Source organism: Parabacteroides sp. AF18-52, from assembly GCF_003479145.1.
GTDB classification, from domain to species: Bacteria; Bacteroidota; Bacteroidia; order Bacteroidales; family Tannerellaceae; genus Parabacteroides; species Parabacteroides faecis.
This window is the reverse complement of record NZ_QUGR01000003.1, coordinates 222,242-248,999: the sequence shown is the minus strand read 5'-3', so window position 1 is coordinate 248,999 and position 26,758 is coordinate 222,242. Positions and strand designations below refer to the sequence as shown.

The window sequence follows — 26,758 nt, the reverse complement described above, 5'->3', positions numbered from 1 at the left end:
AAACTAATTTAGTTTGTATATAAGTGACATTATTTAAAATTTAACCGATACGCCCAGATTAACAGTCACGCCCGGACGGTAGCTGCGAACCAACTGTTCCACTTCCCGTTTCGCACCGGAAGTTTCCGTCAGTTCCAGAAACTGTTTATACTCAATCTTCGAGTTCAACAAATCTTTGATACCCCCTTTAATCTCCACATACTTGCCCACTTTCTTCGAGAAACTCAAATCCAATGCGTTACGTGGCATTTCATAGATATCAGGGATATCGTCATTCGGGTTCTGGGCAGGGACACCCACTGTTTCGATACGCTTTCCGATGCGGTTATAGAGCACGGAAGCAGAAAAACCTTTATCTTCCAGTTGGTAGAATAACCCGGTATTGATCAGATAAGGAGACTGCCCCTGCATCGCCCGGTCGCGCTCAAAAGAGCCTTCGGCAAAATAGACCTTACTATGAATATAGGCGCCATTGAAAACCAGGCTCAGGTTTTTCAGCCCGATAAAATCCAACTGCTTCTTAATATCCACCTCCACACCAAAAGTCCTGGCATGATCGGCATTGTGATAGGTGTATTGCAGGCCGGAACCAGCTTCACTATACGTCTGCTCGATCGGGTCTTCAAAATATTTATAGAATCCCCCTATCGTCACTGTCTCGCCTGTCGACGGGTAAAACTCATAACGCACATCAACATTATTGGTATAGGCATTCTTTAAATTGACATTCCCGGTAATATTGGCATCTAGTGCAAAGTCATAATACACGTAAGGCACCACTTCACGAAATTCGGGACGGTTGACCGAACGCCCATAAGCGACCCGCACCTGTTGTTTATCAGTCAGGCTATAGGCGACATTCAGGGAAGGAAAGAACTCGGTCGAACTTTGGTCCAGATGGACCGCTTTGATACCATCCGATTCGTAGCCATCCAGTTTCAGCTGGTAATATTCCATGCGGACACCGATATTCGCATTCAGTTTCTCTCCATAATTCAACCGGGCTGCCACATAAGCTGCCCCCAGCAGATTCTTAGAAGTATAAGAGTCGCTTTTATTGGTGCTTTCCTTCATATAAATACGATTTTCGGAAATATTTTCATCCGAAAAGATCGAACTGTAATCCCACTCGGCAAAGCGGTTATATCCACTTCCCAAAAGATTGTAGAGAAAACGGCGCGCTTCAAACGTACGGTCTTTATATTCTCCATATACACCGGCATTCAAGACGGGTTTGAAAAGCTCCGATACACTGAAAATATGCTCGTAATTCGTTCCGAGGGAGAAACTGTTATCCGTCAGATCCTGATAATAACGGGTCGGGTCGGATACATAATATTTAAGTTCGTCATCCTGCTTCCGCTCCATCGACTTGACGACCTTACGGTCCGGCTCCTTGTAGGCGGCATAAGCATACCCCACCGTCCAGTCCAGCTTGTCGGCTTCGTCATGCCATTTATGTTCGCCGCTCAACTGGCCGGCATAGGTGGTACGTCCGGTGTAAAGTGATTCCCATTTCCGGATATTCTCTTCAGAATAGTAATCTGTACCCTGGCGTTGGGAAAGCGAAGAAGTTCCCCGCTGGTTGAAGAAGTTACGGAACTCGAACTTGTTGTTCCCGTTCAAGAAAGACCAGTTGAACAAGGCACCGAGCTTGGTTGTATTCTTATATTGCACATCATCGTATTTATAACGGTAAGACGATTGGTCGTTCGTCATATCATACGACAGGTAGTTATTGTTCTTCATCTCGTAATAATCGTAGCCCGTACTGTAATTCACGTTCGTTATATTACCGATCCGCCAGTCACCCAAGTCGAAAAGGCGATTCATGGTGAAAGTCAGCTTCTGTTCCGGGAGTGCCGTGAAATGGCTGATATCCCACCCCGTATTCACCCGGCGGGTAAATGTAGCAGCGTCGGAAGTACTTACATCGTTCAGGTGAGCAGGTGCATTGGGAGGTAGCGTGCGTTTACCGGCACCAAAGCCTAGATAATCGACCGCATGCCCTTTCGTCAACTGGAAATCGCGGAAAGTTGCATTTGTATTAAAACCCAGTTGATAAGAGAGATTGAAGGTATTCCCTTCCGGCACATTCTTCGTCAGCAAGCGGACGAAACCACCCGAGAAATCAGCCGGTAACTCTGCCGACGGACTTTTGTAGACCATCATATTATCGACCAGGGAAGAAGGCAGCACGTCAAAGGAAAAAGCACGGCTATCCGTCTCGCTCGACGGTGTTGTGGCATTGTTCAGCCACACATTATTGTAACGCTGTGCCAGGCCGCGGACAACAATGAAGCGGTCGTCTACGATCGTAATACCGGGTATACGGCGAAGCACCTCAGCGGCATCGCTGTCCTGCGTCTTGCTAATCTGCTGGGCAGATATTCCGCTCACTACAGGAAGGCTTTTGCGGACGGTATTCAGTACGGCTGTTTCTGTCCCCAGTTTTCGTTGGGCCACTACCACAACGTTTTGTAGTTGGAGGTCGGCGTCCGATAGTTCGATACGCACGACTGCTTCCTGATGAGCTATCACAGCCACATCTTTTATGGTTTGCGTTTTATAAGATACATAAGAAGCGACCAGTGTATATTTACCCGGTTGTACCTTTTCGATACGGAAATTTCCATCTATATCCGTTATAGCTCCGATTGTCGTTCCTTCGATAGAGACAGTGGCACCGATCAGTGGTTCCTTGAATTTAGCATCTGTCACGGTTCCGCAGATAACACCCGTTTGTGCCCGGGCCGTCAGCGCAAGAAAACTTCCAAACAGCAGGAGAACCAACATCAACAGTCCTCTCTTTTCACGCTTATTTCTCATTCCTTTACTTGTTGTTACATTTATTTGCCGCAAAAGTAGAGGCGCGATGTTTCAGCCAAATTTAAAAGAGATGACAATACGGTAACGGTTATTACAATTCGTTGACAAATAAATTTACTACATTTGTACCTTTATTAATCAAAAGCGTAAATGACGATTATAAGATGAAAAATACTAAGATTTTTCCAAAAGACTGGCTGCAACTGCATCCATATAAACAATCCGGACCAACCGACCTTTATTATACCCGTATCGCCAATCAGATACATGATATAATGTTACATACCGACCTGGCAAACTCATTCGACAAAGAAGATGTCATCCAGATCAGTATGCGTATGGCGGCTTATTTCGAGGATGTAATCTCCGGCCTCAACATCTGGCACTCTTTCATCACGGAATATAAGAAACAGACAGGCAACTATCTCCCTTTCTACACTATCAGCGACCATTATTACGATGATGAAGCCAACCTGGAAGATGTCCGTTTCCTGCTCTGGCACTACACCCAGCAGTATCACGGTGCCAAGAAAGGTACTTTCGTCAATCCGGACAACCCGACGAACGAAGAGACAGGCCGCCTGATCTACCAGCTATTCTGCCAGGAGTGGACTACCGCTCCGGAAAACAGTAAGATGCAGGCTTTATTCGCCCCGGAAACGTCCTATGAGACACCGGAAGACTACGAAATACTATTGCATTGGTTCCATTACGATTCGTATTTATTCACGGACACAAAATACAACCTGAGCGAAACGATCAAGGAGTTCTGGCGTCAGAACCCGGGTAATAAGGAGAATACGGAGGTGATTATGACAATCCATAATTCGCTAGCTCACATCGACCGTACTGCATTCCTGGCCTATACGTCGCCCAAATGGTTGTCGCTCATCCTACCGGAAACACACCCGAATCACACTTTCTTCGCGGAACAGGCAGAGCAATCGGAAAACTTCATCGACCCTGCTATCAAAGAAAGGGAAGAAAGCAACAAAGATGCCTACAATAAATTTACCGAAGTGGCCAATGGTAAATTGTTATTCTATATGAAGAGCAAGCAAGAGTTCATCGATTTCGCCTCGCAGCAGTTGAAACTGGAAGAAAACGAATATACTCCGTTGGCGAACTGTATCGAATTCGACAAGTTTGCTGTATATGCTTCTCCCAGAGAGGGGCTGCAATTAGTGGTGGACGGTATCGAATATATCAAAGACGAACAGAATCCTTTCTACAATGAGAAAAAGGCTTCCGAACAGGCATTGGCATTCTTCATCGTCAAACATTGCAGCATGGACTTACTGAAAGCCCTCGAAGAACGCGGTATGCTGGCAGATGCGCAGACAAAGAGCCTGTACAGCCCGGAACGCGGGAAAGATATTATTCATGGGAATTGGGAGTTCCTGGCGAAGTATTTTATAAGAGAGATTTAAAAAGAATTATTAGAAAAAGGTTTCACCTTTTTCAGTTGATAGTTGACAAGTGACAGTTGACAGTTAGACTTTGCGGTCGAATATGTTTTGTACGCGGATGACACGGATTTATAAATTCCAATAAACAGGAGGACTTGCTTGTTACAGGTTTATTTGCCGTCTGCTTCAGCTGACGGATTAGTTAATAACTATTTCTTTGGACTTTAGTCACATTTTAAACACAATCTCTATGTGAAAAAATGTGGCTAAAGCCGAAAGGGAGAAACAACTTGTAAACCGTCAGCTGAAGCAGACGGCAAATAAACCTGTTATAGAGAATCTCCCTCCACTACCTGTCAGCCGGATAGATAATCCCCAACTGCTTCCGTATTTCGTCAATAACCTCCAGAGTAATCAATGAATTCTCATGACTATTAACAGATGACTCGCGTTTACCCGCCTGTATCAGATCCATAAACTCCGCCACCTCATAATAATATTCATTCTTATCTGTCACTGCGCTTATATCTATCGGTTCCGAAACTGCCGTCTTTCCGGCACCTGTCGGGATACGAGGTGTATAAGTAACCTTTCCTATTATATTTATACGATCCAGATTGATATTCCCCTCCTCACCCTGTATCTCCGTAGGAAGATAAGAGTTCGCAATCTTTGAATAAAGAATAGTCGCATTCATATCGTCATACAGAAAACTCACTGCCCCTTGTCCGTCCGTTCCTGAGGAAAGCACGATACCGGAAGCTTCCACCTTTTTCGGCCGTCCGAACAGGACTACCATCGGATAAAGCGTATAGATACCTATATCCATCATCGCCCCATTCGACAATTCCGGCTTAAAGGCATTCAACACGATCCCTTCCTTATACTTATCATAACGCGATGAATACTGACAATAACAAGAGAAATAACGGCGTATCGTCCCCAAGCGGCTCAGATTATCACGAACAGCACGAAAATTCGGAGTCAATGTCGGCTTCATCGCCTCCATCAACGTTACATTATATGTATGGGAAGCTTCGATCATCTTTTTCGCTTCCAACGCATTCGATGCGAAAGGCTTCTCACACAAAATATGTTTGCCATGTTTCATGCAAAGAATACTCTGTGCCGCATGCAGGAAATTAGGGGATGCGATATAAACAGCATCGATCAGCGGACTTTGTGCCATTTCCTCCAGAGAGGTAAAAGTATGGGGAATCTGATGTTTGGCTGCAAATTCAGCCGCCCGCTCCTGTGTCCGCGAATAAACAGCCACCAACTCAAAACGTTCATCCTGCCGTGCCCCGGCAATCACCCAGTCTGTTATAAAGTTCGTCCCGACTACTCCGAAACGTATCTTGTTATTTTTTGTCATTGTTCTTATCTTTCAATTGTTTACCAATGTCGGTATTATCTGGTTCTCAAAACCAGGATTCCCTCCTCTATCGTCAATTCCGGCACAACCGCCGCACTGTTCAATGTCAGGCAATAAGGAACCGAATCTGCTAAATGATTTGCTTTCAAACGAGCCATATGATCCGTCGGATCGATATATGTCAGTAAGTTATTCCGATTATTCCTCCACATATCACGGGCTATGATTGCTGCATCGGTAGCCGGTTCATATTCACCGGTAGAGACAAGGACATCGACCAAAGCGCCTCCGAACAAAGTATCTTCTATATTCACCTTATCCTGCCAGCCGGAACACAATACGACAACGTCCCGCCCATGCTTCCGGCAAAAGTCCGCCACTGCCTGTAAATTGATAAATGCCCCGGTGATAACTCGATAAGCCGATTTAGCGATCGTTATCGCCTTCGTTCCGTTGGTTGTCGTAAAAATCACATCCCGACCGGTCACCTTCTCCGGTGTATAGTCGAATGGTGAATTTCCGAAATCAGCAAAATCACATCGTTTCACATTGCGTTCGGCGCCAACCAACCAGCCTTTTCTCTTATATTCCATCGCTTCCTCCACAGATGCAACCGGGCGGATACTACTTACTCCATTCTGAAAAGCCGCCGCCATCGTTGTCGTTGCACGGAATACATCCACCACAACAACGATCGCCTCCGGATCATGATATACCGGATACAGAGCCGGCGAAAAACAAACATCAATCTTCATATCTTTTCATTTTTATCATCTTATATCATCCACAAAAATACTGGATAATTCGCTGAATACCTAATTCGGAGACTTCGCAACTACCTATTATATAAAAGATTCTATAATAAAAATGAGGATTAACCAAATTACCCTGATAAAATGTTATAGTATCTGCAATCGTCTATTTATTAGAAACCTTTTTATCATCCGCTTGTTTTTTTACTACATTTTGAAAACGTTTTAAACTAAATCGTATGAAAAGAATTGTATCTTTTATCGTCGTTTTCACTCTTGTTATAGGGGGAATGACACATGTACAGGCTCAGAGTAAAGCCGCAGAAAAAGCAGAGAAAAAGTTAGAAAGAGAAGCTAAAAAAGAAGCCAGAGAAGCTAAAGACGCTATCATGGATGAACAGGAATTCAACACCGCCATGCAAGCTATCAGCGACCAGTCTTTCGTTTTGGAGGCCAACTCCGTACAACCAATGAATGGAATGGTTTACTATGTGAACTCAAACACCAACTTCGTCTCATTGAACAATGGCCAGGCAATGGTACAGATCGCATCCAACTCACCGTACCCAGGTCCTAATGGATTAGGTGGTGTAACAGTCCAGGGTAGCGCATCAAACATTCAGACAAAGCAGGATAAAGACGGAAATGTCTACCTGTCCATGAGTGTTCAGGGTATCTTCATCTCTGCCACAGTAAATCTGACACTGATGAACGGCAGCAACAAAGCAACCGTAACAGTAGACCCGAACTTCTCAGGAAGAGACTTGACTATGGTAGGTACATTGATCCCATACGCTCAATCAAACATTTTCCAGGGAACAACCTATTAATTTAGTATCAACTCAGAATTAAATGAAGAAGATGTCTCTAAAATAGGACATCTTCTTTTTTGTTATCAGCTCCGGTCAGGACATAAAAAGAAGGTATCCTTTTTGGGGATACCTTCTGTATTTTTTAATAAGATTCTTATTTATCAAACGGGATCATATACTGAACAAATGCTTCGATCGCTTCATAAGAAGCCAGGCCCAAATCCTTGTACAGTTCAGCAGTAGCACGGTTACGGTCTTCAGCACGTTGCCAGAACAAACGTTCGTCATCGCCCAAGAACGGTGCGCTTTCTGCCTGTGACTGGTGTTTCAGAATCGCATTACGTTTGAAACGTAATTCTTCCGGACTGATAGGAACTGCCATTTCGATGTGGTCCATTTCCCATTCTGCCCATGCTCCGCGATACATCCAAACACGGCAATGTTTCAGCCATTCTTCGTCTTTCAATTCGTCGATAGCAGCCAATACAGCATCCAGACAAACCTTATGTGTTCCATGCGGGTCAGCCAAGTCACCAGCAACAAACATCTGATCCGGTTGGATTTCCTGCAACAGTTTCTTCACGATAGCCACATCGGCATCTCCCAGATCGTTCTTCTTTACAAGACCTGTTTCGTAGAACGGCAAATCCAGGAAGTGAACATTTTCATCTTTCACGCCCGAATATCGGCAACCGTGACGGGCTTCTTCACGACGGATAGTACCCTTCATGAACAGAACATCTCTCTTTTCCGGTTCTCCGTTTTCTACTTTCTCGAAACGCAGATATTTGATGATCTCTTCCGCCTTATCCTTAACGCCCGTATCATTCGGAGAATATTTGTCACAAACATCACGCAGGTATTCGCAGTAACGGATTACTTCGTCATCACCAACAGCGATGTTACCGGAAGTTTCATAAGCGACATGTACATCATGGTGCTGGTCACACAAACGACGTAATGTACCACCCATAGAGATCACGTCATCATCCGGATGCGGACTGAATACGATCACTTTCTTAGGATACGGAGTAGCACGTTCCGGACGGTTGGAATCGTCTGCATTCGGCTTTCCACCCGGCCAGCCGGTAATAGTATGCTGGATATCGTTGAAAATCTTGATATTTACATTATAAGCAGATCCGTACAGGGCCAACAGTTCGCCCAAACCATGTTCGCTATAATCTTTGTTTGTCAGCTTCAGGATCGGTTTACCCGTTAACTGGCACAACCATACGATAGCACGACGGATCAGCTTGTTATCCCAATCGCAGTTGGTAACCAACCAGGGATGACTGATTCTTGTCAGTTCGTAAGCAGCAGACAGATCGATAACAGCTTTCGCATTCATATGAGTCTGCAAATAAGTAGAAGGAACTGTTTCGCTCACTTTTCCTTCAACCGTATTAGCAACAATATGCGCCTTATCTTCACCCCAAGCCATCAAAATCACATTTTTAGCTTTCAGGATCGTTGAAATACCCATTGTGATCACACTTGCCGGAACATTTTCGATCGATTTGAATGTGCGGGCAGCTTCTTTACGGGCATCGTTATCCAGCAATACCAGGCGAGTACCCACATTTATAGAAGAACCCGGACCGTTAAAGCCGATATTGCTTGCATGACCTACACCCAACAGAATATAGTCTATACCTCCGAAGCTCTGGATATGCTGTTCATATTGTTTGCAGAATTCGAATATATCATCCTTCGGCATAGAACCGTCAGGCGAATAGACATTCTTCGGATCGATATCCACATGATCCAACAACGACTCTTTCAGATAAGCGAGGTTACTGTTTGTTGAAGCGCTCAACGGATAAAATTCATATACATTAAATACAATCACGTTACGGAAGCTCAATTGTTCTTCCTTGTGCATACGGATCAATTCTTTAAAAACACTCTGAGGAGAACGGCCTCCGGATAATGCAAGAACAAAAGGCTCTCCGGCTTCCTGTTTCTTACGTATTTGTGATGCCAGTTCCTTTGCGATCGCAAAGGATCCTTCATTTGCCGATTCGTAGATGTTTGTCGGAATCTTTTCCAAACGGGTTAAAACAGATTGCTCATAAGCGTTTTCCGGACGATAATACCGGGTAGGTATACGTGTCAGGGTAATTTGAGAACTAAGGTTCGTCTTCATGTTTAATTACGATTTAGTACAACTTTTTTACTTGAATTACAAATATAACAATTCTCCGGCAAATAATGATTAAAGAACCCTATCAAAAATATCTATTTACCTATAAGTCGGTATAACTCCCCTGCCCACTACTTGATATGAATGGATTCGACAGGATCTTTTTTAGCTAAAGAATACGTTATGAATGAAATAGTTATAAAACTAATAACCAATGCAGCGACTCCCGGCAATAAAAGTATCATAGGATCCATATTGATTCGATAAGCAAAAGACTTCAACCATTCTCCGAGTGCAACCCAGATGATGGGTATCGCGATCAAGAAAGACAGCGCAATCCATTTAACAATTGAAACATTCAACAAAACGACAACTTCACTTATTGCAGCTCCAAAAACTTTCCGGATCCCAATTTCTTTTGAGCGGCTACTCGTGGAAAACCAGGTTACCGACAACAAATTGATAAAAGCAATGATACAAGCCAATATGACAAAATGCTTCAGAATCAAATTAAGATGAATTTCATCCTTGAACTGTTGATTGAAATAATCGTCAACATAGTAATATTGAAAAGGGAAATTATCGAAGGTTGCGTTATATCTTTCTTTTACATACGAAATCACATCCGCTTTGTTGTAATTCTCATTTACCTTGATCACATAATATCCCCAGAGCATATTTGTCCAGTTCACCAATATCAGTGAATGTGGTGTTTCAAACATTGAAACGAAATCGAAATCAGAACAAACACCAACTATTTCAGTTGTGTATGAGATCATTCCACTTTCCTCATCTAATGACAAGAGCCGCCCTACCGCCTCTTCAGGTTTTTCATATCCAAGGTTTTTCAAGGTTTTCATATTTATCATACAAGGAAAATTATCGGTTCTTTTATTGTCCGTAAAATTTCTCCCGGCTAAAAGCTTAATGTTATAATTACTCAACAAACTTGAATCAGCTATTATTATACCCGCTTTACCGCCCGATGATTTACCTACTTCTGTAAAACTGTAGTTGTATGGAGGCAAATCTCCCGGAATAATATTAGTGCTTGTCAACATTTCAATTCCGGGATAATTCATAAGATCATTGTCAAAGGCATTAAGATTTTTAACAAGTCGCGATTCTCTGCTAATATTTTTCGGTACGGCGATCGCAATAACATGATCAATATCGTAACCTTTATCCTTGTTTATCAAATATTTAATCTGTGTATCGATTCCTATAATAACTCCAATTATTGCAATTAACGTAACAAATTGAACTACCGTTAAATACATTCTTAGAGTACTCTTTGAATTGTTATTAATCAACCGCAGGCAATTGTTCCGGCTTAGAGTATAGAAAGGAATAAATCCATTCAGGAAAATACTAATCAGGAAGACCATCGTAAAACCAATCCAAAAACTATGATTGGCAAGCGAGAAACTCAGCGAAAAGCCGAGGTTGTTCAACAAGTATCCTTTCATCAAAATCACCAGAATAATCGAACAGGCAAGGGCAACCACATGAATGATGAAAGATTCTAAAACAAAACTCACAAGAATATTCTGTTTATCAGCTCCTAACAATTTCTGAAGACCAAGCTTCAGTGAGTTTTTCGCCATACGTGTATAGGCAAAATACACATAGTTAAAACCGGCAAGAATGACAATTAATACACTAATAGCTAAAAGAATATTCAAATAACTGTTTTGAATATTTTCTGATAACTCTTCGCTCAAATGTGATTTTGTATGAATTTCGGTAAGAGGTTGAAGATGATATTTATGAACTGTGCCGGTGCTTTCAAAATAATGTCTCTTTTCGCTACTCACTAATTGATTCATGTTATCCTCAATCTTTTTAATATCTGTACCATCATTCAGTTCCAGGTATGTATAAAATTCAGCAGCCCCCCATTTATCCAAAACCGGCGGAGGTAAACGCATATTCTTATCGAAAGAAAAAAGCATTTGTGGCCTAAAATGTGCCTGTTTAGGAAAATCTTTGTAAACACCCTGAATTTCAACATTAAATGCCGGATACATAAAGATCATCTTTCCACGGGGATCGTCATTACCAAAAAAATTATGTGCAAAACTCTCTGAGAGTAAGACTTTGTACGGTTCATTCAACAATTTAGAATGATCGTCGTTATGTAGAACCGTGACATTAAGTATGTCTAATATTGAGTTAGAAGCATAAAAACTGTATTCCTCAGAAAAGATATCATCATCAATCCGAAAATTTGAACTCGACAGTTTTCCTACGAAACCGGAATTTTTTACCTCTGGGTGTTTTTCTTTTAAAATCTCCCCTATACCCCTCTCACTTTTTGGTTTGGTTAAAACTTGTCCATTGAGAGAACAAAATTCGGTATAAATACGATAAATGTTTTCATGGTTATTTACATACTTATCGTAACTTCTTTCATAACCAATATAACTTGATAGTACAATAAATGTAAATATCCCAACTATTATTGAGAATATCATTGTCACTGTCGACAATTTATTCTTCTTAAAATTCCTGAAGACAAGCACTGCATCTAACCTATTCATTTTTTTACACCTTTCTCTTTGTTTCCAAATCAATCCAACACATTCCGCCAATGGGTATTTTACATATGGCTATGGACGATTTTCCATTGTCCGTTTATTTTCGAATAAACAATAGTCCATGCAAATTTGCCGGTTAGGGTACGCCCGTCTTCGAGGTATAAAGAATAATCTCCGGATGCGGTGAGCAATGCGGTATTCTCTCCTAAAACGGTAATCTTTTTATTAATGACGGCCAATTTTTGGGACTTACAACCTATCGCCTTTCCATTAAAATCGTCCATTACTCCTTTAAAAAGCGGGAAGAAACGTCCATTGATAATGAAGCCGGATTGAAAGCTATCGTCTACACAATCTGCCAGTAATTTTGCATCGAGGTTTTCTGCAGCATTAATACTATTTTCAAAAGCCGTTACAATCTCAGAAGTGATCTTTTCTTTTTGTTCAATCGTCAGTTCCTGTGAATATGCATTTAAACCGACACAACAAGACATAATCAAGATAGAAAATAAGCAAAATAAAGTTCTCATACTTTTCGTTTTATTCATTAGTAATAATATCAGAATATCTTTATCTGTATCCACAAGTTACTCAGGTCAATAGTAAACGGATATTTTACAAATATATCAGATTAAACCAGAAATAGGGTTATCTTCTTCAATTTTTTTGTTTAGCTACATAAAAAACGTTCCTCTCGTAAGTCTTCCATTATAACCAAATTAATTCCGCGTCTTATCGTTCTTCGAAAGTCTTTCATATCTTTGCAGGACACATACAGAATATGAAAGGTGAAATTTTATATCAGAAGATCGCAAAGACGATCGCCTGGCAAATAAAAACAGGAATATGGAAACCTGGAGACAAACTTCCTTCTCTACGCACGATAAGCAGAGAATACGGTACAAGCCTGAATACGGCCATACAAGCCTATTATGAATTGGAAAAAGAAGGTTTTATCCTCGCCTCCCCCAAATCCGGATATTTCGTTAATTACAAGCCTTTACATCTATCTGCCCCTACTACGACCCAGCCCAGGATCAAATATGCTGCCGAAGAAAACAACGATTTGATATCGGAAGTGTATCGAACCATAGAAGGTTTGTCGATCACCCGTCTCTCTCTGGGCGTACCGGAAGATATATTATTGCCGATAGCCAAACTTAATAAGGAGCTGGTCAGAGCGATGCGTTCACTTCCTGGCTCCGGAACAAGATACGAGGATACACAAGGCAGTCCTAAATTAAGAAAGTACATTGCCCGGTTCACATATAACTGGAACGGACTTTTGAGCGAAGACGACATCGTAACTACGTCAGGAGCTAGCCATGCTGTCTCATTAGCCTTGTCGGCCACCACACAAAAAGGAGATACAATTGCTGTCGAAAGTCCTGTATATTTCGGTTTACTTCAACTGGCAAACAGCATGGGACTCCGTGTTATAGAGTTACCGACAAATCCCGTTACCGGAGTCGAACCGGATGCTTTAAAGAAAGTCCTGCCACAAATTAAGGCATGCATACTGATCAGCAATTTCAGTAATCCGATAGGAAGTTGTATGCCCGAAGAGCATAAAAAGGCTGTGGTGAAAATGCTGGCAGACCATCATATACCGCTGATCGAAGACGATCTGTATGGTGACGTCTTTTTCGGAAATTCCCGTCCCAGTCCCTGTAAAGCTTTCGATGAAGAAGGGCTAGTGTTATGGTGTTGTTCCGTCTCAAAGACATTGGCGCCCGGGTATCGTGTCGGTTGGATCGCTCCGGGCAAATTCAAAAAGGAAGTTCTTCGACAAAAGAACATTACATTAATATCCACACCGCCTTTGAATCAGGAAACCATCGCCAACTTTATGGAAAATGACAGATACGAAAACCACCTGCGCAAATTGAGACAAGAGTTACACGCCAATAGTCTCCATTTTGTACAGTCCATTATAGATTATTTTCCGGAAGAAACCAGAATCATTCATCCACAAGGTGGATTTATGATGTGGGTAGAACTGGATAAAAAAGTCGATACAACCAAACTATATTATCAGGCGATGCAGCAAAAGATCAGTATTGCTCCCGGAAGAATGTTTACCTTACAGGATCAATTCAATAACTGCATGCGCCTGAGTTACGGACATCAATGGACTCCTATCCTCGAAGAACGTTTAAAGACCTTGGGAGAGATCATCAAAAAATCAATGTAACCCATCGATATATTCTCTGATTACCTCTCCGATCATTCGAAGACCGGCATCTATTTTCTCCTCCGGCATATTAGAGAAATTGATCCTGAAGGTATTCTCTTTACCTCCATTGGGGAAAAAGGAATCTCCGGGCACAAAAGCAATTTTCTTCTCTATACATGTATCCAAAATCGTGCGTGACGAAATATTTTCAGGTAGTTCTACCCACGTAAACAAACCTCCTTCCGGCCGGGTATATTTTATATTGTCAGGAAAATATTTCCCTATACATTCTATTGCCACATCTCTGCGTTTCCGATAGATCGCTATGATTTTCCTAATATGTTCGTCTATATCATACTGATTCAGATATTCGGCAATGATCATTTGAGCAATTGTATTACATTGTAAATCTGCCCCTTGCTTAACTAAAACATATTTCCGGATAATCTCTTTATCTCCGGCAATCCAGCCGATACGGAAACCGGGACAGAATATCTTGGAAAAACTTCCTGTACACAAGACATTCCCTTTTGCATCGAACGACTTGACAGAAGGTAATGATTCTCCTTCAAACCTCAACTCGCCGTACGGATTATCTTCTACTACAGGAATACTATATTTAGCTGACAATTCCGCCAATCGTTTCCGTCTTTCCAGACTCCAGGTTTTTCCCGTCGGGTTCTGGAAAGTCGGTATTACATATATCAGTTTAATGCCGTTGGTTTTCTTTAAAACATCTTCCAGAAAATCCATGACCATGCCATCCCCATCTGTAGGTATTTCGATAAAATGGCATCCGTATGCTTTAAATGCGCTAATAGCAGCCAGATATGTCGGACTTTCACACAGAACAATATCCCCTTCGTCCAGAAAGACTTTACCGGATAAATCCAATCCCTGTTGCGAACCATGTGTAATAAGGATATTATCCTCATCGAAAGAAGTACTTAACCGGGTATTCATCCGGTCGGCAATCCACTTTCTTAAAGGGGCATACCCTTCTGTCGTAGTATATTGAAGTGCCTTCGTTCCCGACTCTTTCAAAACGCCCCGGCTAACTTCATCAATTTCTTTTATTGGAAAAAGTTCAGAAGCCGGAAGTCCCCCCGCAAAAGAAATAACATCTTCCTTCTCTGTCACTTTAAGTATTTCTCTTATTTCCGAAGCCTTTATATCGGACATCCTTCTTGCAAACTGTAACTGCATACTATTTATCTGTTTATTGATTAAAACCTTATTATATAGGTAGAGATTGCAAAGTAAACCACAAAAGCAAAACAGAAACAGATATAATTTTATCTATATTGATAGGTACAGATAAAATGAAATGAGCCCGGTACAATACCGAGCTCATTATATAGAATCATAACGCTTTGATTAAGCCAATGTATTCGTTCCTTCCACCAAATGTCCCATCGACCAAACAGAACGGACATTCAATTTGCGGTCCAGAATAACGATATCAGCATCTTTGCCACGTTGTAAAGAACCTTTACGATCACTAACCCCCATCAGGCGGGCAGGTGTCTCGGAAGCCATACGAACCGCATCAGCCAAAGGTACACCCGCATTCTGTGCCATGGTGCGAACCAGCACATCCATCGTAGCTATACTTCCAACCAACGAAGAATGGTCTGCCAGTTTACAAACGCCATCCTCGATAATAATACGGGGATCATCTATCGGCTTTCCTTCATTAGCTGCATAAGCCAAAGCATCTGTAGACAAACAAGTACGTTCCACACCTTTCAGTTTGTAAACCAGACGCAGGATTGTTGAAGGCAAGTGACGGCCATCGGCAATCACTTCCACTGTCATATCATCTTCCAGGAACACACTTTCTACCGTTCCTTCATATTTATATTCACGCCGCTTGTGGAACCCGGGCATAGCATTATAAAAATGAGCCGCATGCGTAAAACCGGCTTCATAAGCTGCTTTAATATCTTCAAATTCAGCCTCTGTATGAGAAACGGCTGCCAAGAGACCTTTTGAACGGACATAACGGGCAAAATCCAAAGCTCCCGGTAATTCTGGACTTGCATCCCAACGTTTAATACAATTCGTACTTTCCAGTAACGATTTATATTCATCCGGATCAGGATCTTTCAAAGCATCCGTCAACAAACTGCCTGCCATCTTCGGATTCAGATAGGGGCCTTCCAACTGTAATCCCAACACAGGACTATTTTTCTCTGCCATCACACTTTCACATAAAGCAACCCCTTTCCTGACTTCAGTCATGGGAAGCGGGGCCAATGTCGGGAAAATACAAGTCGCACCATATTTCATGTGTGCGTTCACTGCTCCGTGGAAAGCTTCTTCCGTACATTCTTTAAAATCATAACCGCCGCCGCCGTGTATATTCATAGCAACGAAACCCGGAATAATATACATTCCTTTGGCATCTACCACCGTAGCCCCTATCACTGCCAGGTCACTATTTGTTACTTCCAGTATTTTACCATCACTGATCAGAACAGAACCGTCTTTTAACCAACCTTGTGGAGTCAGGATCTGTCCGTTTATTATTTGTGTTAACATAACTTTCAATTCTCAATTTTCAACTTTCAATTCTCAAAACAGCTTATTGGTACCTTCCACCAATTTTCCCATAGCCCAGACAGCACGTACATTCAAATCTTTGTCCAAGACCATCAGGTCGGCATCCTTACCACGTTGCAAAGAACCTTTCCGATCGTAAACTCCCATGATACGGGCAGGTGTTTCAGAAGCCATACGAACAGCATCTTCCAAAGGAATTTCTGCTTTCTGTACCACTGTACGGATCAAACGGTCCATAGTAGCCACACTACCGGCCAAAGCCGAACGGTCGGCTAATTTACAAACCCCGTCTTCGATGATCACACGAGGATCGAAAGCCACCTGGCTGTCACTTGCAGCACAAGCCAATGCATCCGTGATCAAACAAGTACGTTCCACCCCTTTTACTTTATATACCAGACGAAGGATCGTCGGAGGAACATGAATACCGTCAGCCACCACTTCCACTGTCATATCATCGATCAGATAGATACTTTCCACCGTACCTTCATATTTATACTCCCGACGTTTATGGAAACCAGGCATCGCGTTATAGAAGTGCGTAGCATGTGTATAGCCGGCTTCGTAAGCAGTCTGGATATCCTCATACTCAGCCTGTGTATGACCGACAGCAGCCAGCACACCTTTAGAAGTAATATATTTACCGAACTGCATAGCTCCCGGCAGTTCCGGAGCTGCATCCCAACGTTTGATGCAATTCGTTTCTTCCAGTAAAGGAATATATTCTTCGGGATCCGGATTCTTGATATTTTCAGGGATCTGACCGCCTGCCATCTTCATATTAAAATAATGACCTTCCAGATGCAAACCCAGGATAGGGCTATCCTTTTCAGCCATTAACTTTTCAGTAGTAGCTGCTGCCGCACGTATCATCGGGATCGTTGAAGAAGACAAAGTCGGGAAAATACTGGTCGTACCATGTTGCATATGGGCAGCCACCGCACCACGAAACGCATCTTCCGTTCCTTCCATAAAGTCACGTCCACCCCCACCGTGAACATGGATTTCCACTCCGCCCGGAACGATATACATTCCTTTGGCGTCAATCAGGTTCGCACCAACTATGGCCAGGTCACAGTTGGTCACTTCCAGAATCTTGTTATCACTAATCAGAACAGAACCATCTTTCATCCAGCCCTGTGGTGTCAGGATACGACCGTTAATAATTTGAGTCAACATAATATTTTGTCTATATAAATTAGGCGTTTGTTATTTATCAATCAGTTCAAACTCATGGTATAATAAGCCGAAGCTTACCACTGACAAATGTAAATACTTTTTATTTAATGCTATCCCTCTTCAATCAATATATTTCAAAAAAAGCGCCGCCGGATCACCGGGACGCTTTTTCATTCAATTCTTCCAACTCTATGGTCAACTCTGTCCATGTATCCATCGTGTCAGATAATTCTTTTTTCAATGATGAATAATCATTATATAAAGAGGTATCGGATGCACCTTCCGGAGTAGCCAGCCTGGCTTCGATAGCAGCTATGGAGTTTTCCAGTTCAGTTATTTTATTTTCGGCTTCAGCGACAGCTTTTTCTACTTTCTTGATCGCTTTACTCTGCTCCTTGCGTGCTTCATACGATAACTTATTTTGCGTAGGCTGCACTTCCGTATCCGTTGTAGAAGAAGCGACCTGTGCAGTACGCTCCAATTCGCGTAGACTGTCCATTTTCTTTCTTTCCAGAAACTCGTAGATACCACCCAAATGTTCCACGACGCGCTGGTTTCCGAATTCATAGACCTTATCGACCAGGCCATCCAGAAATTCGCGGTCATGTGAAACAACGATCACAGTCCCGTCGAACTCACGCAATGCATCCTTCAAAACATCCTTCGAACGCATATCCAAATGGTTGGTCGGCTCATCGAGAATCAGGAGATTGACAGGCTCCAGCAAAAGGCGGATCATAGCCAGACGGCTCCGTTCTCCACCGGACAATACTTTCACCTTCTTATCAGACGCTTCGCCACCGAACATAAAAGCTCCGAGTATATCGCGTATCTTGGTACGTATATCTCCCTCTGCCACATAGTCTATCGTATCGAATACCGTCAGGTTATCGTCCAGCAACTGTGCCTGATTCTGTGCAAAGTAACCGATCTTCACATTATGTCCCAACTGCAATTTGCCCTCATAGTCGATCTGATCCATGATGCATTTTACAAGCGTAGACTTACCTTCTCCGTTCTTACCGACAAAAGCCACTTTGTCTCCCCTGTTTATAGTCAATGTCACATCTTTAAATATCAGATGATCACCGTAACGTTTGGCCACATTCTCCATGATCACCGGATAAGAACCAGACCGGGGAGCAGGCGGAAACTTCAGGCTCAACATCGCCGTATCGACCTCATCGACTTCGATACGTTCTACCTTTTCCAGCTGCTTGATACGCGACTGCACCTGAACGGATTTCGTCGCCTTATAGCGGAACCGTTCAATAAAGGCTTCCGTATCAGCCAACTTCTTCTGCTGATTTTCGAAAGCACGAAGTTGTTGCTCGCGGCGTTCCTTACGGAGTTCCACATATTCGGAATATTTGACTTTATAATCGTATATGCTTCCCAATTCGATCTCGATCGTTCGGAAAGTCGTGTTATCGATAAAGGCACGGTCGTGGGAAACCAAAATCACCGCATTGGCGCGGGTAGCTATAAAATTCTCCAGCCATTGGATAGATTCAATATCCAAGTGGTTGGTCGGCTCATCAAGCAACAATACATCCGGCCGGCGAAGCAATAACTTTGCCAACTCGATACGCATACGCCATCCACCGCTGAATTCAGAGGTCGGACGATCGAAATCAGTACGCTTGAATCCCAATCCGATCAAAGTCCGTTCCAGTTCCGCATGGTAGTTGCTTCCCCCCAGCAACTGAAAATGTTCAGAAAGATGCGTTACCTTGTCTATCAGTTTTTGATATGATTCAGTCTCATAATCAGTCCGCTCTGCCAGTTCCAGGTTCAACCGTTCGATCTCTTTTTCCATTTCCCGGATATGTCCGAAAGCTTGCTCCGCTTCCTCACGAACCGTACGGCTATCGGTTAACTGCATTTGCTGCGGCAGATAACCGATCGTTGTTTCTTTAGGAACACTCACTGTCCCGGATGTCGGAGTCTGCAAGCCTGCAAAGATCTTCAACATCGTAGATTTTCCCGCCCCGTTCTTTCCGACCAGTGCGATACGGTCTTTCTTATTTACCACAAACGAAACGTCATCAAAAAGCGTAAATCCGCCAAATTCAACTGTTAGTCCTTCAACCGAAATCATATTTATTCTGTATTACGGGCACAAAGATACAATTTCTATTTTGACAATATACTAATGGATATAGTAAGAGGTCCGGAATTTATCAAATATACAGAGCTTCCTGAAGGTTTAAAGGAAAGTTAATTCATCTAAAATAGAGAAGAAGCATTTAATTATCACACATGATACCCCCAAATACCAGATAAACTAATGACTGTTTGATAATCAATATTCCGGTAAAAAGACTCTTATACTTAAATAAAGGGGAATAGAAAGCGGAAAGTCTGTAAATGACATAGTTCCTGTAGAACTATTTAATAATCACACTGCAAATATAGTATTTTTTTAATATGTATACTATAAATATTTAAAATTTAGACCTCTTCTTAATAAAAATACCCCCAAACGTTAAATACGTTCATTGCATTTATCTTAACCTGTTTTAATAAAAAGACATACGTAAAACCACAAACAACTACAATACAACCGATTACCAAAGAAATAAAGTATATAGTTCTACAGGAACTCCATACTAATTACACAGTATTAATATTAATCATAATTAAAAAACACATGAATTACAGGTCTATTTTAAAGCAAAACAAACTCCCTTTGCTTTTAATTGCACTTGCTTTTCCTGTTTCAGTAACCACTTCTTCCTTGTACGCCATTACAACAGAAGTATCTATTACCCAACAGAAAAAAGCCATAAGTGGAGTAGTCTTTGATGGTGGAATGAATGAGCCGCTCATCGGCGCCAATGTTGTTGTTAAAGGCACGACAAACGGAACTGTAACCGATTTAGATGGAAAATTTACAATCGAGGCAAATCCTACGGACATGCTGGTAATCAGTAGTATTGGATTCAAAACATTAGAGATCAAAGCATCCGAAGCTTCAAAAGGGAAAATTGTCCTGAAAGAAGATTCTCAAGCGCTGGATGAAGTGATCGTTGTCGGTTATGGAGTACAGAAAAAAGCAAACCTGACAGGTTCTGTCGCACACATTTCTGCCGAAGCTATTGAATCACGAAGTGTAGCGAGTGTATCTGCCGCTTTAGCCGGCCAGATACCAGGTGTAACTGCCATACAAAGCTCTGGTGCTCCGGGATCACAGACGGCCAGTATTACCATCCGTGGTACAAACTCCATCAACGGTGGTAGCCCCTTGGTTATAGTAGACGGAGTACCCGGTAGTATGAACACGATCGACCCGCAGGATATCGAAAGCCTCACTGTATTGAAAGACGCCGCATCTTCCGCTATTTATGGAGTACAGGCTGCAAACGGTGTCATACTGATCACGACTAAACAAGGTAAGAAAGGAGATAAAGCTCGTATCAACTACTCCGGTTCCGTCGCATGGACATCTCCTGTTGCATTGTTAAAATTCCTGGGATCGGGAGACTATGCTATGTTATATAACGAAGCAGTCAAAAATGAAAATCCCAATGCCATTCTCCCCTACACAGACGAAGATATTGAAAACTATCGAAACGGAACTCTGCCTGACACAGACTGGTATAAAGAAACATTCAAAAAGAATGCAATGGAAACTTATCACAACCTCTCCATCAACGGAGGTTCTGAAAAAACAAGTTACAATGCTTCTATCGGATATACACGCCAGGATGGCCTGATCGATGTAAACAAATACGATCGTTTCAACGGACGTATCAGTGTGGACAGCGACATCAATAAATGGCTGAATGCCGGATTGAATGTTTCAGGCTATAGAGGTACTAAAAATGACGGATGGGAAGGATATGCTTCGCTTCGCCAATATGCAAACCGCTTGTCTCCTACCGTTCCGGTCTATAATGAAGACGGTACATATTATTATAGTGGCCTCAATAACCCGGTTGCCCATCTGAACAATACAGGATTTACACGACAAACAGACCAGCAGCTCAACGCAACAGCCTACGCCAAAGTCAATATTTTACCGGAACTGAATGTCAAAGCCTTATTCTCTGTACGCAACGATACCCGTAATAATGAGGGGTTCAAAAAACTACTGGAATATGGTACCGGTAACAATACTTATAACTCCGGTCTGCGCGAAGGATATCAAAAATATTATGACTGGAACTGGTATACAACGCAGGTATTGGCTAATTATAACAAAACTTTCGGAAAACATTCGCTTGCCGTATTAGCCGGTTTTGAACAAATCTACTATAAATACAAATATACGGAGGCTACCCGTAAAGGTGGTGGAAACGATGAACTTACCGAGTCATTGAACACATTGGACAAGTCTTCCCAGACAAATACAAACGGAGGCCACGAAATTGCACGACGCTCCTATTTCGGACGTATCCAATATGATTTCAGCGACAAATATCTGTTTGAAGCTAATCTACGTGCCGATGCATCTTCCCGTTTCCCGAAAGACTCACGCTGGGGATACTTCCCTTCTGTTTCTGCCGGATGGCGTATTACGGAAGAAAGTTTTGTAAAAGATGCCGATATCAATTGGCTGAGCAACTTGAAGCTGCGCCTGGGCTGGGGACAAACCGGTAATGAGGAACTTGCAGACGACGATATCTATCCGGCTATCCCTACCTATGCATACGGCAGCTATATGTTTGGCAATTCTCTTTACTCTACAGCCTATGAATCACGTTATGTAAACTCCGAGCTAAAATGGGCGACAGTAACCAATTACGAAGCAGCCCTGGAAGCAGGTTTCCTGAATAACCGTTTAGGATTTGAATTGTCAGTCTACAAAAAGAAAACCAAAGATATGTTACTCTATTTGCCGGTGCAGGGTGTCCTCGGCATGGATGCTCCGGCACAAAATGCAGGTAGCATGCAAAATACAGGTTTTGACTTAAGCGTTTTCCATAATAACCGGATCAATAAAGATTTCAGCTATGCTATTAACCTGAATGTCGCCTATGTAAAAAATAAAATTACAGATATGTGTGGAACGGAAGGTGAAAATCCGGATGATAGCAAATACTGGTACCTTGAAGGATATGCTTTAGGCTCATTCTACGGCTACGAAGCTATCGGCTATTTCAATACGGAAGAAGAATTAGCGAACGATGCGAAACGTACCGGAACAGAACAACTGGGAGATATTAAATATCGCGATTTGAACGGTGACGGTAAAATCGATGCAGCGAACGACCGCAAAGTGATCGGTAAAGATAAGCCGTCATGGACAGGAGGTCTGAATATAAGTCTCTTCTACAAAGATTTCGACTTTTCTGCATTTTTCCAGGGAGCCTTCGATGTAGATGGTTATTATACAGGAGAATCCGCTTATGCATTCTACAATAGCGGAAAAGTACTGGAACGTCACCTGGATCGCTGGACTCCTGATAATCACAATGCCTCTTATCCTCGTATCACCAAAGATTCACAGGTAAACTTTTCAACCTCTTCTTTCTGGTTACAGGATGCATCTTATGTTCGTCTGAAAAATATTTCATTAGGATATAATATTCCGTCTGCTCTTACTCAAAAGATAGGAGTCGACAAGGTTAAAGTATACCTATCCGGTGAAAATCTATTAACATTCAGTGGTTTGGAAGGTATCGATCCCGAAGCTCCGGCTTCCAATCGCGGAGCCTATTACGGTAATGTTAAAAAGGTGTCTTTAGGTTTAAAAGTTTCATTCTAATTTCTTACGCTTAAACAGATATGAAAAAAAATATATTATCAGTTACCATATCGGCATTATTATTAAGTCTCTGCTCATGTAGCGATTTTCTGGATCGTTATCCGCAGGAAGAATTGTCTGACGGCAGTTTCTGGACAAAACCAGTCGATGCAGAGATGTTTGTTGCAGATATTTACGGGATATTACCCGGTAGCGCAAATGGAGATATAGATGGAGATATTAACTCCGATAATGCAGTACATGGCATCAAATGGGCTGCCGGAGATGTGTCAAAAGGTATTTATGATCCGGCAGGTTTCAGTTGGAGCGGAAGTTATTCTTCCATTCGTGCCTGCAATATCTTGCTGGAAAAAATAGATATGATAGAAGATTACCCGACAGCAGATAAAGAAGCTACCATCGGAGAAGCCCGTTTTCTGCGTGGTTATCTTTATTTCGAACTAATCCAGCAGTTTGGCGATGTCCCTTATGTGGAAAGCAGCCTGGCATTGGATCAGCTGGAAGGAATCACCCGTACTCCCCGCGAAGAAGTTTACAAAAAGGTAATGGAAGATTTCGACTATGCTATTGAAAAGCTACCGAAAGAATGGTCGTCCGACAAATACGGTCGTATAACAAAAGGAGCCGCTTATGCAATGAAAGCACGTGCAGCTTTGTATTACGCTGATTGGGAAGTCGCAGCAGCGGCTTCAAAGGCTGTTATCGACTCCAACCAGTATGAATTGTTCGATGCAGAAGGCACCGGAAGGTATGCCGAATTATTCTGGGAAAGCCAGGAAGCGTGTAGCGAAGCTATTCTGGTCCGCCAGTTTAACGCACCGGATAACACCAACTATATCATCGGATGGGAATGTTTCCCGACAAAAGGCTGGGGAGGTATCAACCCGACACAGAGCCTGGTAGATGCTTTCGAATGTATTGACGGCGCACCGATCAGCAAATCGTCGCTATACAAAGAAAACGATCCGTTTACAAACCGCGACCCACGTTTGGAAGTTTGCGTATTACATGATGGTGAAGAGATGTATGGTACAGTCATCAAAGTTGCTCCATTGAAGTCTAGTGGTAACACCGGTATCGCCCAGCACGGTGATGCTACGGCAACCGGTTATTATCAGCAGAAATGGTTGGATCCGAGTATCGATCCGCAATCGACAGGTTGGGATATGGGAAAGGATTGGCATGTAATTCGCTTCGCAGAAGTATTGCTGACGTATGCAGAGGCTAAAAATGAAACGACTCCTTTGGATGATTCTGCTTTCGAGGCTGTAAATCGTGTACGCCGCCGTGCCGGTATTCCCGAACTGCAAAAGACAGATGCAAGCAAACCGACATACTGCGGGACACAGGACGAGTTGCGTCAACGCATCCGTAATGAATGGCGTGTAGAGTTTGCCCTGGAAGGAGGCAAACGCCAGTGGGATATTCGCCGATGGGGTATTGCCAGCGAAGTATTGAATGCTCCTTTCCTCGGTTTAAAATACAAACTCGTAGACGACCCCAGCTCTCCCGACGGACAAAGATGTATATTGTATGAGGGTGAGAATATAAAATTAACTGGTAGCCGATATTCAGATCACAACTATGTATATCCGGTTCCTCAATCGGAAATTGACCTGAATCCTGCATTAACACAGAATTCCGGTTATTAAAAACTCAAAGGGACCTGGTTGAATCCAGGTTCCTTCTCTCAAAACGACACCTTATGAAAAACAGCCATTGGTTTCTGTTCATCTGCCTTATCGCTTCATTCATGTTTCTATTCATGGACAGCCTGGCTTATATCATACCTTACCATGAACAGCAGGAACTATTTTTGTTCAGTCGTTCTTACCAGGAAAGCTATCTATATGAAAGCGGTGGGCTCGGTCGTTATATGGCAAATTTCATTACCCAGTTTTTCTACTATCCCTATGTCGGAAAAGTCATTTTCACGCTATTATTATCTTTTATTTATCTTCTTCCCTGCCTGATCTGTCAGCGGATCGCAAGACAAAACGATCCATTACATTTAGCAGTATTGATACCGTTATACTTACTGATCCAATTTGAATCTATTGATTTTAAATTTTATCATGCGTCAAATATATTTTGTTACCTGCTGATATTCTATTGTCTTTCTTTTCTCAGAAAAAGATATTTCTATTATTCCTTAATCTCCATCTCATTGATAACCGTGTTCTACCTGGGTTGGATGCCTCTATTAATATCCGTTTCAGTGATTATTATCAGTGGGTTATCTGCTAAATATTTATCCCGTTTCTTTACTGACAAAAAATATTACTATTGTCTTTCTATATGCATTTGTCTGTATGCCGGCAGCACATCGTATCTGTTTATCATCAACTACAACATAAAAGAACGTTTACTGCTTGAAGCAGAAGATCATTTAAAAAAGAAAGAATGGGAAAAAGTATTACATTGTGCCGACAAATTCCGTGGCAATAATCAGCTAATGGAATATTTCCGTAACATGGCACTTTTCCATATCGGACGTATGCCCTACGACTTATTGAAATATCCGCAAACCAAAGGAGTCGCCTCCTTATACCTTCCCTGGACAGGAGAACCCGAAAGAAGTAGATACGGTCATTATATTTATGAACAATTAGGTTATATAAATGAAGCCCACCGTTGGGCTTTCGAAGCGATGGTGGTATATGGAGAAACAGCTCCGATAATAACCAATCTGATCCGGTATAATATAGCAATTCAACGATATGGCGTTGCACACCGTTTCATCAACGTACTAAAACAATCTTTATTCTATAAACGAGACACGGAAATATACGAAAGAATGATTCGGGAAAAACAAAGTCCATTTCCAAATGCACTCTCATATAATCCGGAGGAAAAAGTCCGTTTTGCCAATATATTGAATATAGGTCCGGAGTTAAGCTATTTATGCGACCGGGATTCCTCCAATCAAATGGCGTTTGAGTATTTAATGAGCGACTTGTTACTTAGTAACCAGATTACCCGCTTTGCTGAAAACCTGGGGAGAATACGAACTTTTCCATACGCTTCTTTGCCCCGTCTATACGAAGAAGCACTCTATACTTATAAATTGGGAGTGGACAAAGAAACATATGATAAACTTGGTTTTACGATCAGCGAAGAAACGGAATACCGATTCAGAACTTACTATACTCTTTACCGGAAGAAAGAAATAAAAAAATTAAAAGAACAATTCGGAGATACCTTCTGGTATTATCTCCATTTCCTAAGTCCTTACGGTAATAAGATCATCGATAAACAATAG

At 42.2% G+C, this 26,758-nt stretch carries 16 protein-coding genes; 6 read left to right on the top strand and 10 right to left on the bottom strand.

Annotation, left to right across the window (positions count from 1 at the left end; all coding sequences use genetic code 11):
* Positions 1-33 precede the first annotated feature (33 nt).
* Positions 34-2,829, bottom strand: coding sequence for a TonB-dependent receptor (locus tag DWX23_RS07805; RefSeq protein ID WP_122374064.1), 2,796 nt, complete (start codon positions 2,827-2,829; stop codon positions 34-36).
* 164 nt (positions 2,830-2,993) lie between these two features.
* Between DWX23_RS07805 and DWX23_RS07800 the strand changes: the two genes are divergently transcribed.
* Positions 2,994-4,259, top strand: a complete 1,266-nt coding sequence (locus tag DWX23_RS07800; protein WP_122374171.1) for a DUF3843 family protein — start codon at positions 2,994-2,996, stop codon at positions 4,257-4,259.
* A gap of 328 nt (positions 4,260-4,587) precedes the next feature.
* On the opposite strand, the gene DWX23_RS07795 is transcribed toward DWX23_RS07800, so the two are convergent.
* Positions 4,588-5,613, bottom strand: coding sequence for a Gfo/Idh/MocA family protein (locus DWX23_RS07795; protein WP_122374063.1), 1,026 nt, complete (start codon positions 5,611-5,613; stop codon positions 4,588-4,590).
* A 35-nt stretch (positions 5,614-5,648) separates the two neighbouring features.
* Positions 5,649-6,368 (bottom strand): 2-phosphosulfolactate phosphatase, encoded by a 720-nt coding sequence (locus DWX23_RS07790; RefSeq protein ID WP_122374062.1) that lies wholly within the window; start codon positions 6,366-6,368, stop codon positions 5,649-5,651.
* A 236-nt stretch (positions 6,369-6,604) separates the two neighbouring features.
* Between DWX23_RS07790 and DWX23_RS07785 the strand changes: the two genes are divergently transcribed.
* Positions 6,605-7,195, top strand: coding sequence for a DUF4251 domain-containing protein (locus DWX23_RS07785; RefSeq protein WP_122352958.1), 591 nt, complete (start codon positions 6,605-6,607; stop codon positions 7,193-7,195).
* A gap of 136 nt (positions 7,196-7,331) precedes the next feature.
* Here the strand turns inward: DWX23_RS07785 and DWX23_RS07780 are convergent, their stop codons facing one another.
* From DWX23_RS07780 to DWX23_RS07770, 3 genes are all read right to left on the bottom strand, one after another.
* A complete protein-coding gene (locus DWX23_RS07780; RefSeq protein ID WP_122374061.1) occupies positions 7,332-9,326 on the bottom strand; it encodes a glucosamine-6-phosphate deaminase in 1,995 nt (664 codons plus the stop codon).
* Positions 9,327-9,454: 128 nt separating this feature from the next.
* Positions 9,455-11,866 (bottom strand): ABC transporter permease, encoded by a 2,412-nt coding sequence (locus DWX23_RS07775; protein WP_122374060.1) that lies wholly within the window; start codon positions 11,864-11,866, stop codon positions 9,455-9,457.
* A gap of 59 nt (positions 11,867-11,925) precedes the next feature.
* Positions 11,926-12,393 carry a nuclear transport factor 2 family protein gene (locus DWX23_RS07770; RefSeq protein ID WP_158607058.1) on the bottom strand — a complete coding sequence of 156 codons (468 nt, stop codon included), beginning with the start codon at positions 12,391-12,393 and terminating at the stop codon, positions 11,926-11,928.
* 251 nt (positions 12,394-12,644) lie between these two features.
* Between DWX23_RS07770 and DWX23_RS07765 the strand changes: the two genes are divergently transcribed.
* Entirely contained in the window at positions 12,645-14,057 is a 1,413-nt protein-coding gene (locus tag DWX23_RS07765) for a PLP-dependent aminotransferase family protein (protein WP_122374058.1), read from the top strand.
* On the opposite strand, the gene DWX23_RS07760 is transcribed toward DWX23_RS07765, so the two are convergent.
* The 4 genes from DWX23_RS07760 to DWX23_RS07745 all read right to left on the bottom strand — a co-directional run bounded on the left by DWX23_RS07760 (position 14,049) and on the right by DWX23_RS07745 (position 19,884).
* Positions 14,049-15,245 carry a PLP-dependent aminotransferase family protein gene (locus DWX23_RS07760; protein ID WP_122374057.1) on the bottom strand — a complete coding sequence of 399 codons (1,197 nt, stop codon included), beginning with the start codon at positions 15,243-15,245 and terminating at the stop codon, positions 14,049-14,051. The genes DWX23_RS07765 and DWX23_RS07760 overlap by 9 nt on opposite strands.
* A gap of 171 nt (positions 15,246-15,416) precedes the next feature.
* Positions 15,417-16,583 (bottom strand): N-acetylglucosamine-6-phosphate deacetylase, encoded by a 1,167-nt coding sequence (gene nagA / locus DWX23_RS07755; protein ID WP_122352952.1) that lies wholly within the window; start codon positions 16,581-16,583, stop codon positions 15,417-15,419.
* Positions 16,584-16,616: 33 nt separating this feature from the next.
* Positions 16,617-17,783 carry an N-acetylglucosamine-6-phosphate deacetylase gene (gene nagA, locus DWX23_RS07750; protein WP_007658849.1) on the bottom strand — a complete coding sequence of 389 codons (1,167 nt, stop codon included), beginning with the start codon at positions 17,781-17,783 and terminating at the stop codon, positions 16,617-16,619.
* A gap of 154 nt (positions 17,784-17,937) precedes the next feature.
* On the bottom strand, positions 17,938-19,884 hold the full coding sequence (locus tag DWX23_RS07745) for an ABC-F family ATP-binding cassette domain-containing protein (protein ID WP_122352951.1): 1,947 nt from the start codon (positions 19,882-19,884) through the stop codon (positions 17,938-17,940).
* A gap of 552 nt (positions 19,885-20,436) precedes the next feature.
* Here DWX23_RS07745 and DWX23_RS07740 point away from each other — a divergent pair.
* The 3 genes from DWX23_RS07740 to DWX23_RS07730 are packed head-to-tail and all read left to right on the top strand — an operon-like array spanning position 20,437 to position 26,758.
* On the top strand, positions 20,437-23,496 hold the full coding sequence (locus DWX23_RS07740) for a TonB-dependent receptor (protein ID WP_122352950.1): 3,060 nt from the start codon (positions 20,437-20,439) through the stop codon (positions 23,494-23,496).
* 20 nt (positions 23,497-23,516) lie between these two features.
* Positions 23,517-25,148, top strand: coding sequence for a RagB/SusD family nutrient uptake outer membrane protein (locus DWX23_RS07735; protein WP_122374056.1), 1,632 nt, complete (start codon positions 23,517-23,519; stop codon positions 25,146-25,148).
* A 53-nt stretch (positions 25,149-25,201) separates the two neighbouring features.
* Positions 25,202-26,758 (top strand): DUF6057 family protein, encoded by a 1,557-nt coding sequence (locus tag DWX23_RS07730; RefSeq protein ID WP_122374055.1) that lies wholly within the window; start codon positions 25,202-25,204, stop codon positions 26,756-26,758.

Coding starts and splice junctions, on each gene's coding strand:
- DWX23_RS07770 (WP_158607058.1), bottom strand. CDS start 12,393: ATGAGAACTTTATTTTGCTTATTTTCTATCTTGATTATGTCTTGTTGT.
- nagA (WP_007658849.1), bottom strand. CDS start 17,783: ATGTTGACTCAAATTATTAACGGTCGTATCCTGACACCACAGGGCTGG.
- DWX23_RS07790 (WP_122374062.1), bottom strand. CDS start 6,368: ATGAAGATTGATGTTTGTTTTTCGCCGGCTCTGTATCCGGTATATCAT.
- DWX23_RS07745 (WP_122352951.1), bottom strand. CDS start 19,884: ATGATTTCGGTTGAAGGACTAACAGTTGAATTTGGCGGATTTACGCTT.
- nagA (WP_122352952.1), bottom strand. CDS start 16,583: ATGTTAACACAAATAATAAACGGACAGATCCTGACTCCACAAGGTTGG.
- DWX23_RS07800 (WP_122374171.1), top strand. CDS start 2,994: ATGAAAAATACTAAGATTTTTCCAAAAGACTGGCTGCAACTGCATCCA.
- DWX23_RS07775 (WP_122374060.1), bottom strand. CDS start 11,866: ATGAATAGGTTAGATGCAGTGCTTGTCTTCAGGAATTTTAAGAAGAAT.
- DWX23_RS07780 (WP_122374061.1), bottom strand. CDS start 9,326: ATGAAGACGAACCTTAGTTCTCAAATTACCCTGACACGTATACCTACC.
- DWX23_RS07730 (WP_122374055.1), top strand. CDS start 25,202: ATGAAAAACAGCCATTGGTTTCTGTTCATCTGCCTTATCGCTTCATTC.
- DWX23_RS07785 (WP_122352958.1), top strand. CDS start 6,605: ATGAAAAGAATTGTATCTTTTATCGTCGTTTTCACTCTTGTTATAGGG.
- DWX23_RS07760 (WP_122374057.1), bottom strand. CDS start 15,245: ATGCAGTTACAGTTTGCAAGAAGGATGTCCGATATAAAGGCTTCGGAA.
- DWX23_RS07740 (WP_122352950.1), top strand. CDS start 20,437: ATGAATTACAGGTCTATTTTAAAGCAAAACAAACTCCCTTTGCTTTTA.
- DWX23_RS07805 (WP_122374064.1), bottom strand. CDS start 2,829: ATGAGAAATAAGCGTGAAAAGAGAGGACTGTTGATGTTGGTTCTCCTG.
- DWX23_RS07795 (WP_122374063.1), bottom strand. CDS start 5,613: ATGACAAAAAATAACAAGATACGTTTCGGAGTAGTCGGGACGAACTTT.
- DWX23_RS07765 (WP_122374058.1), top strand. CDS start 12,645: ATGAAAGGTGAAATTTTATATCAGAAGATCGCAAAGACGATCGCCTGG.
- DWX23_RS07735 (WP_122374056.1), top strand. CDS start 23,517: ATGAAAAAAAATATATTATCAGTTACCATATCGGCATTATTATTAAGT.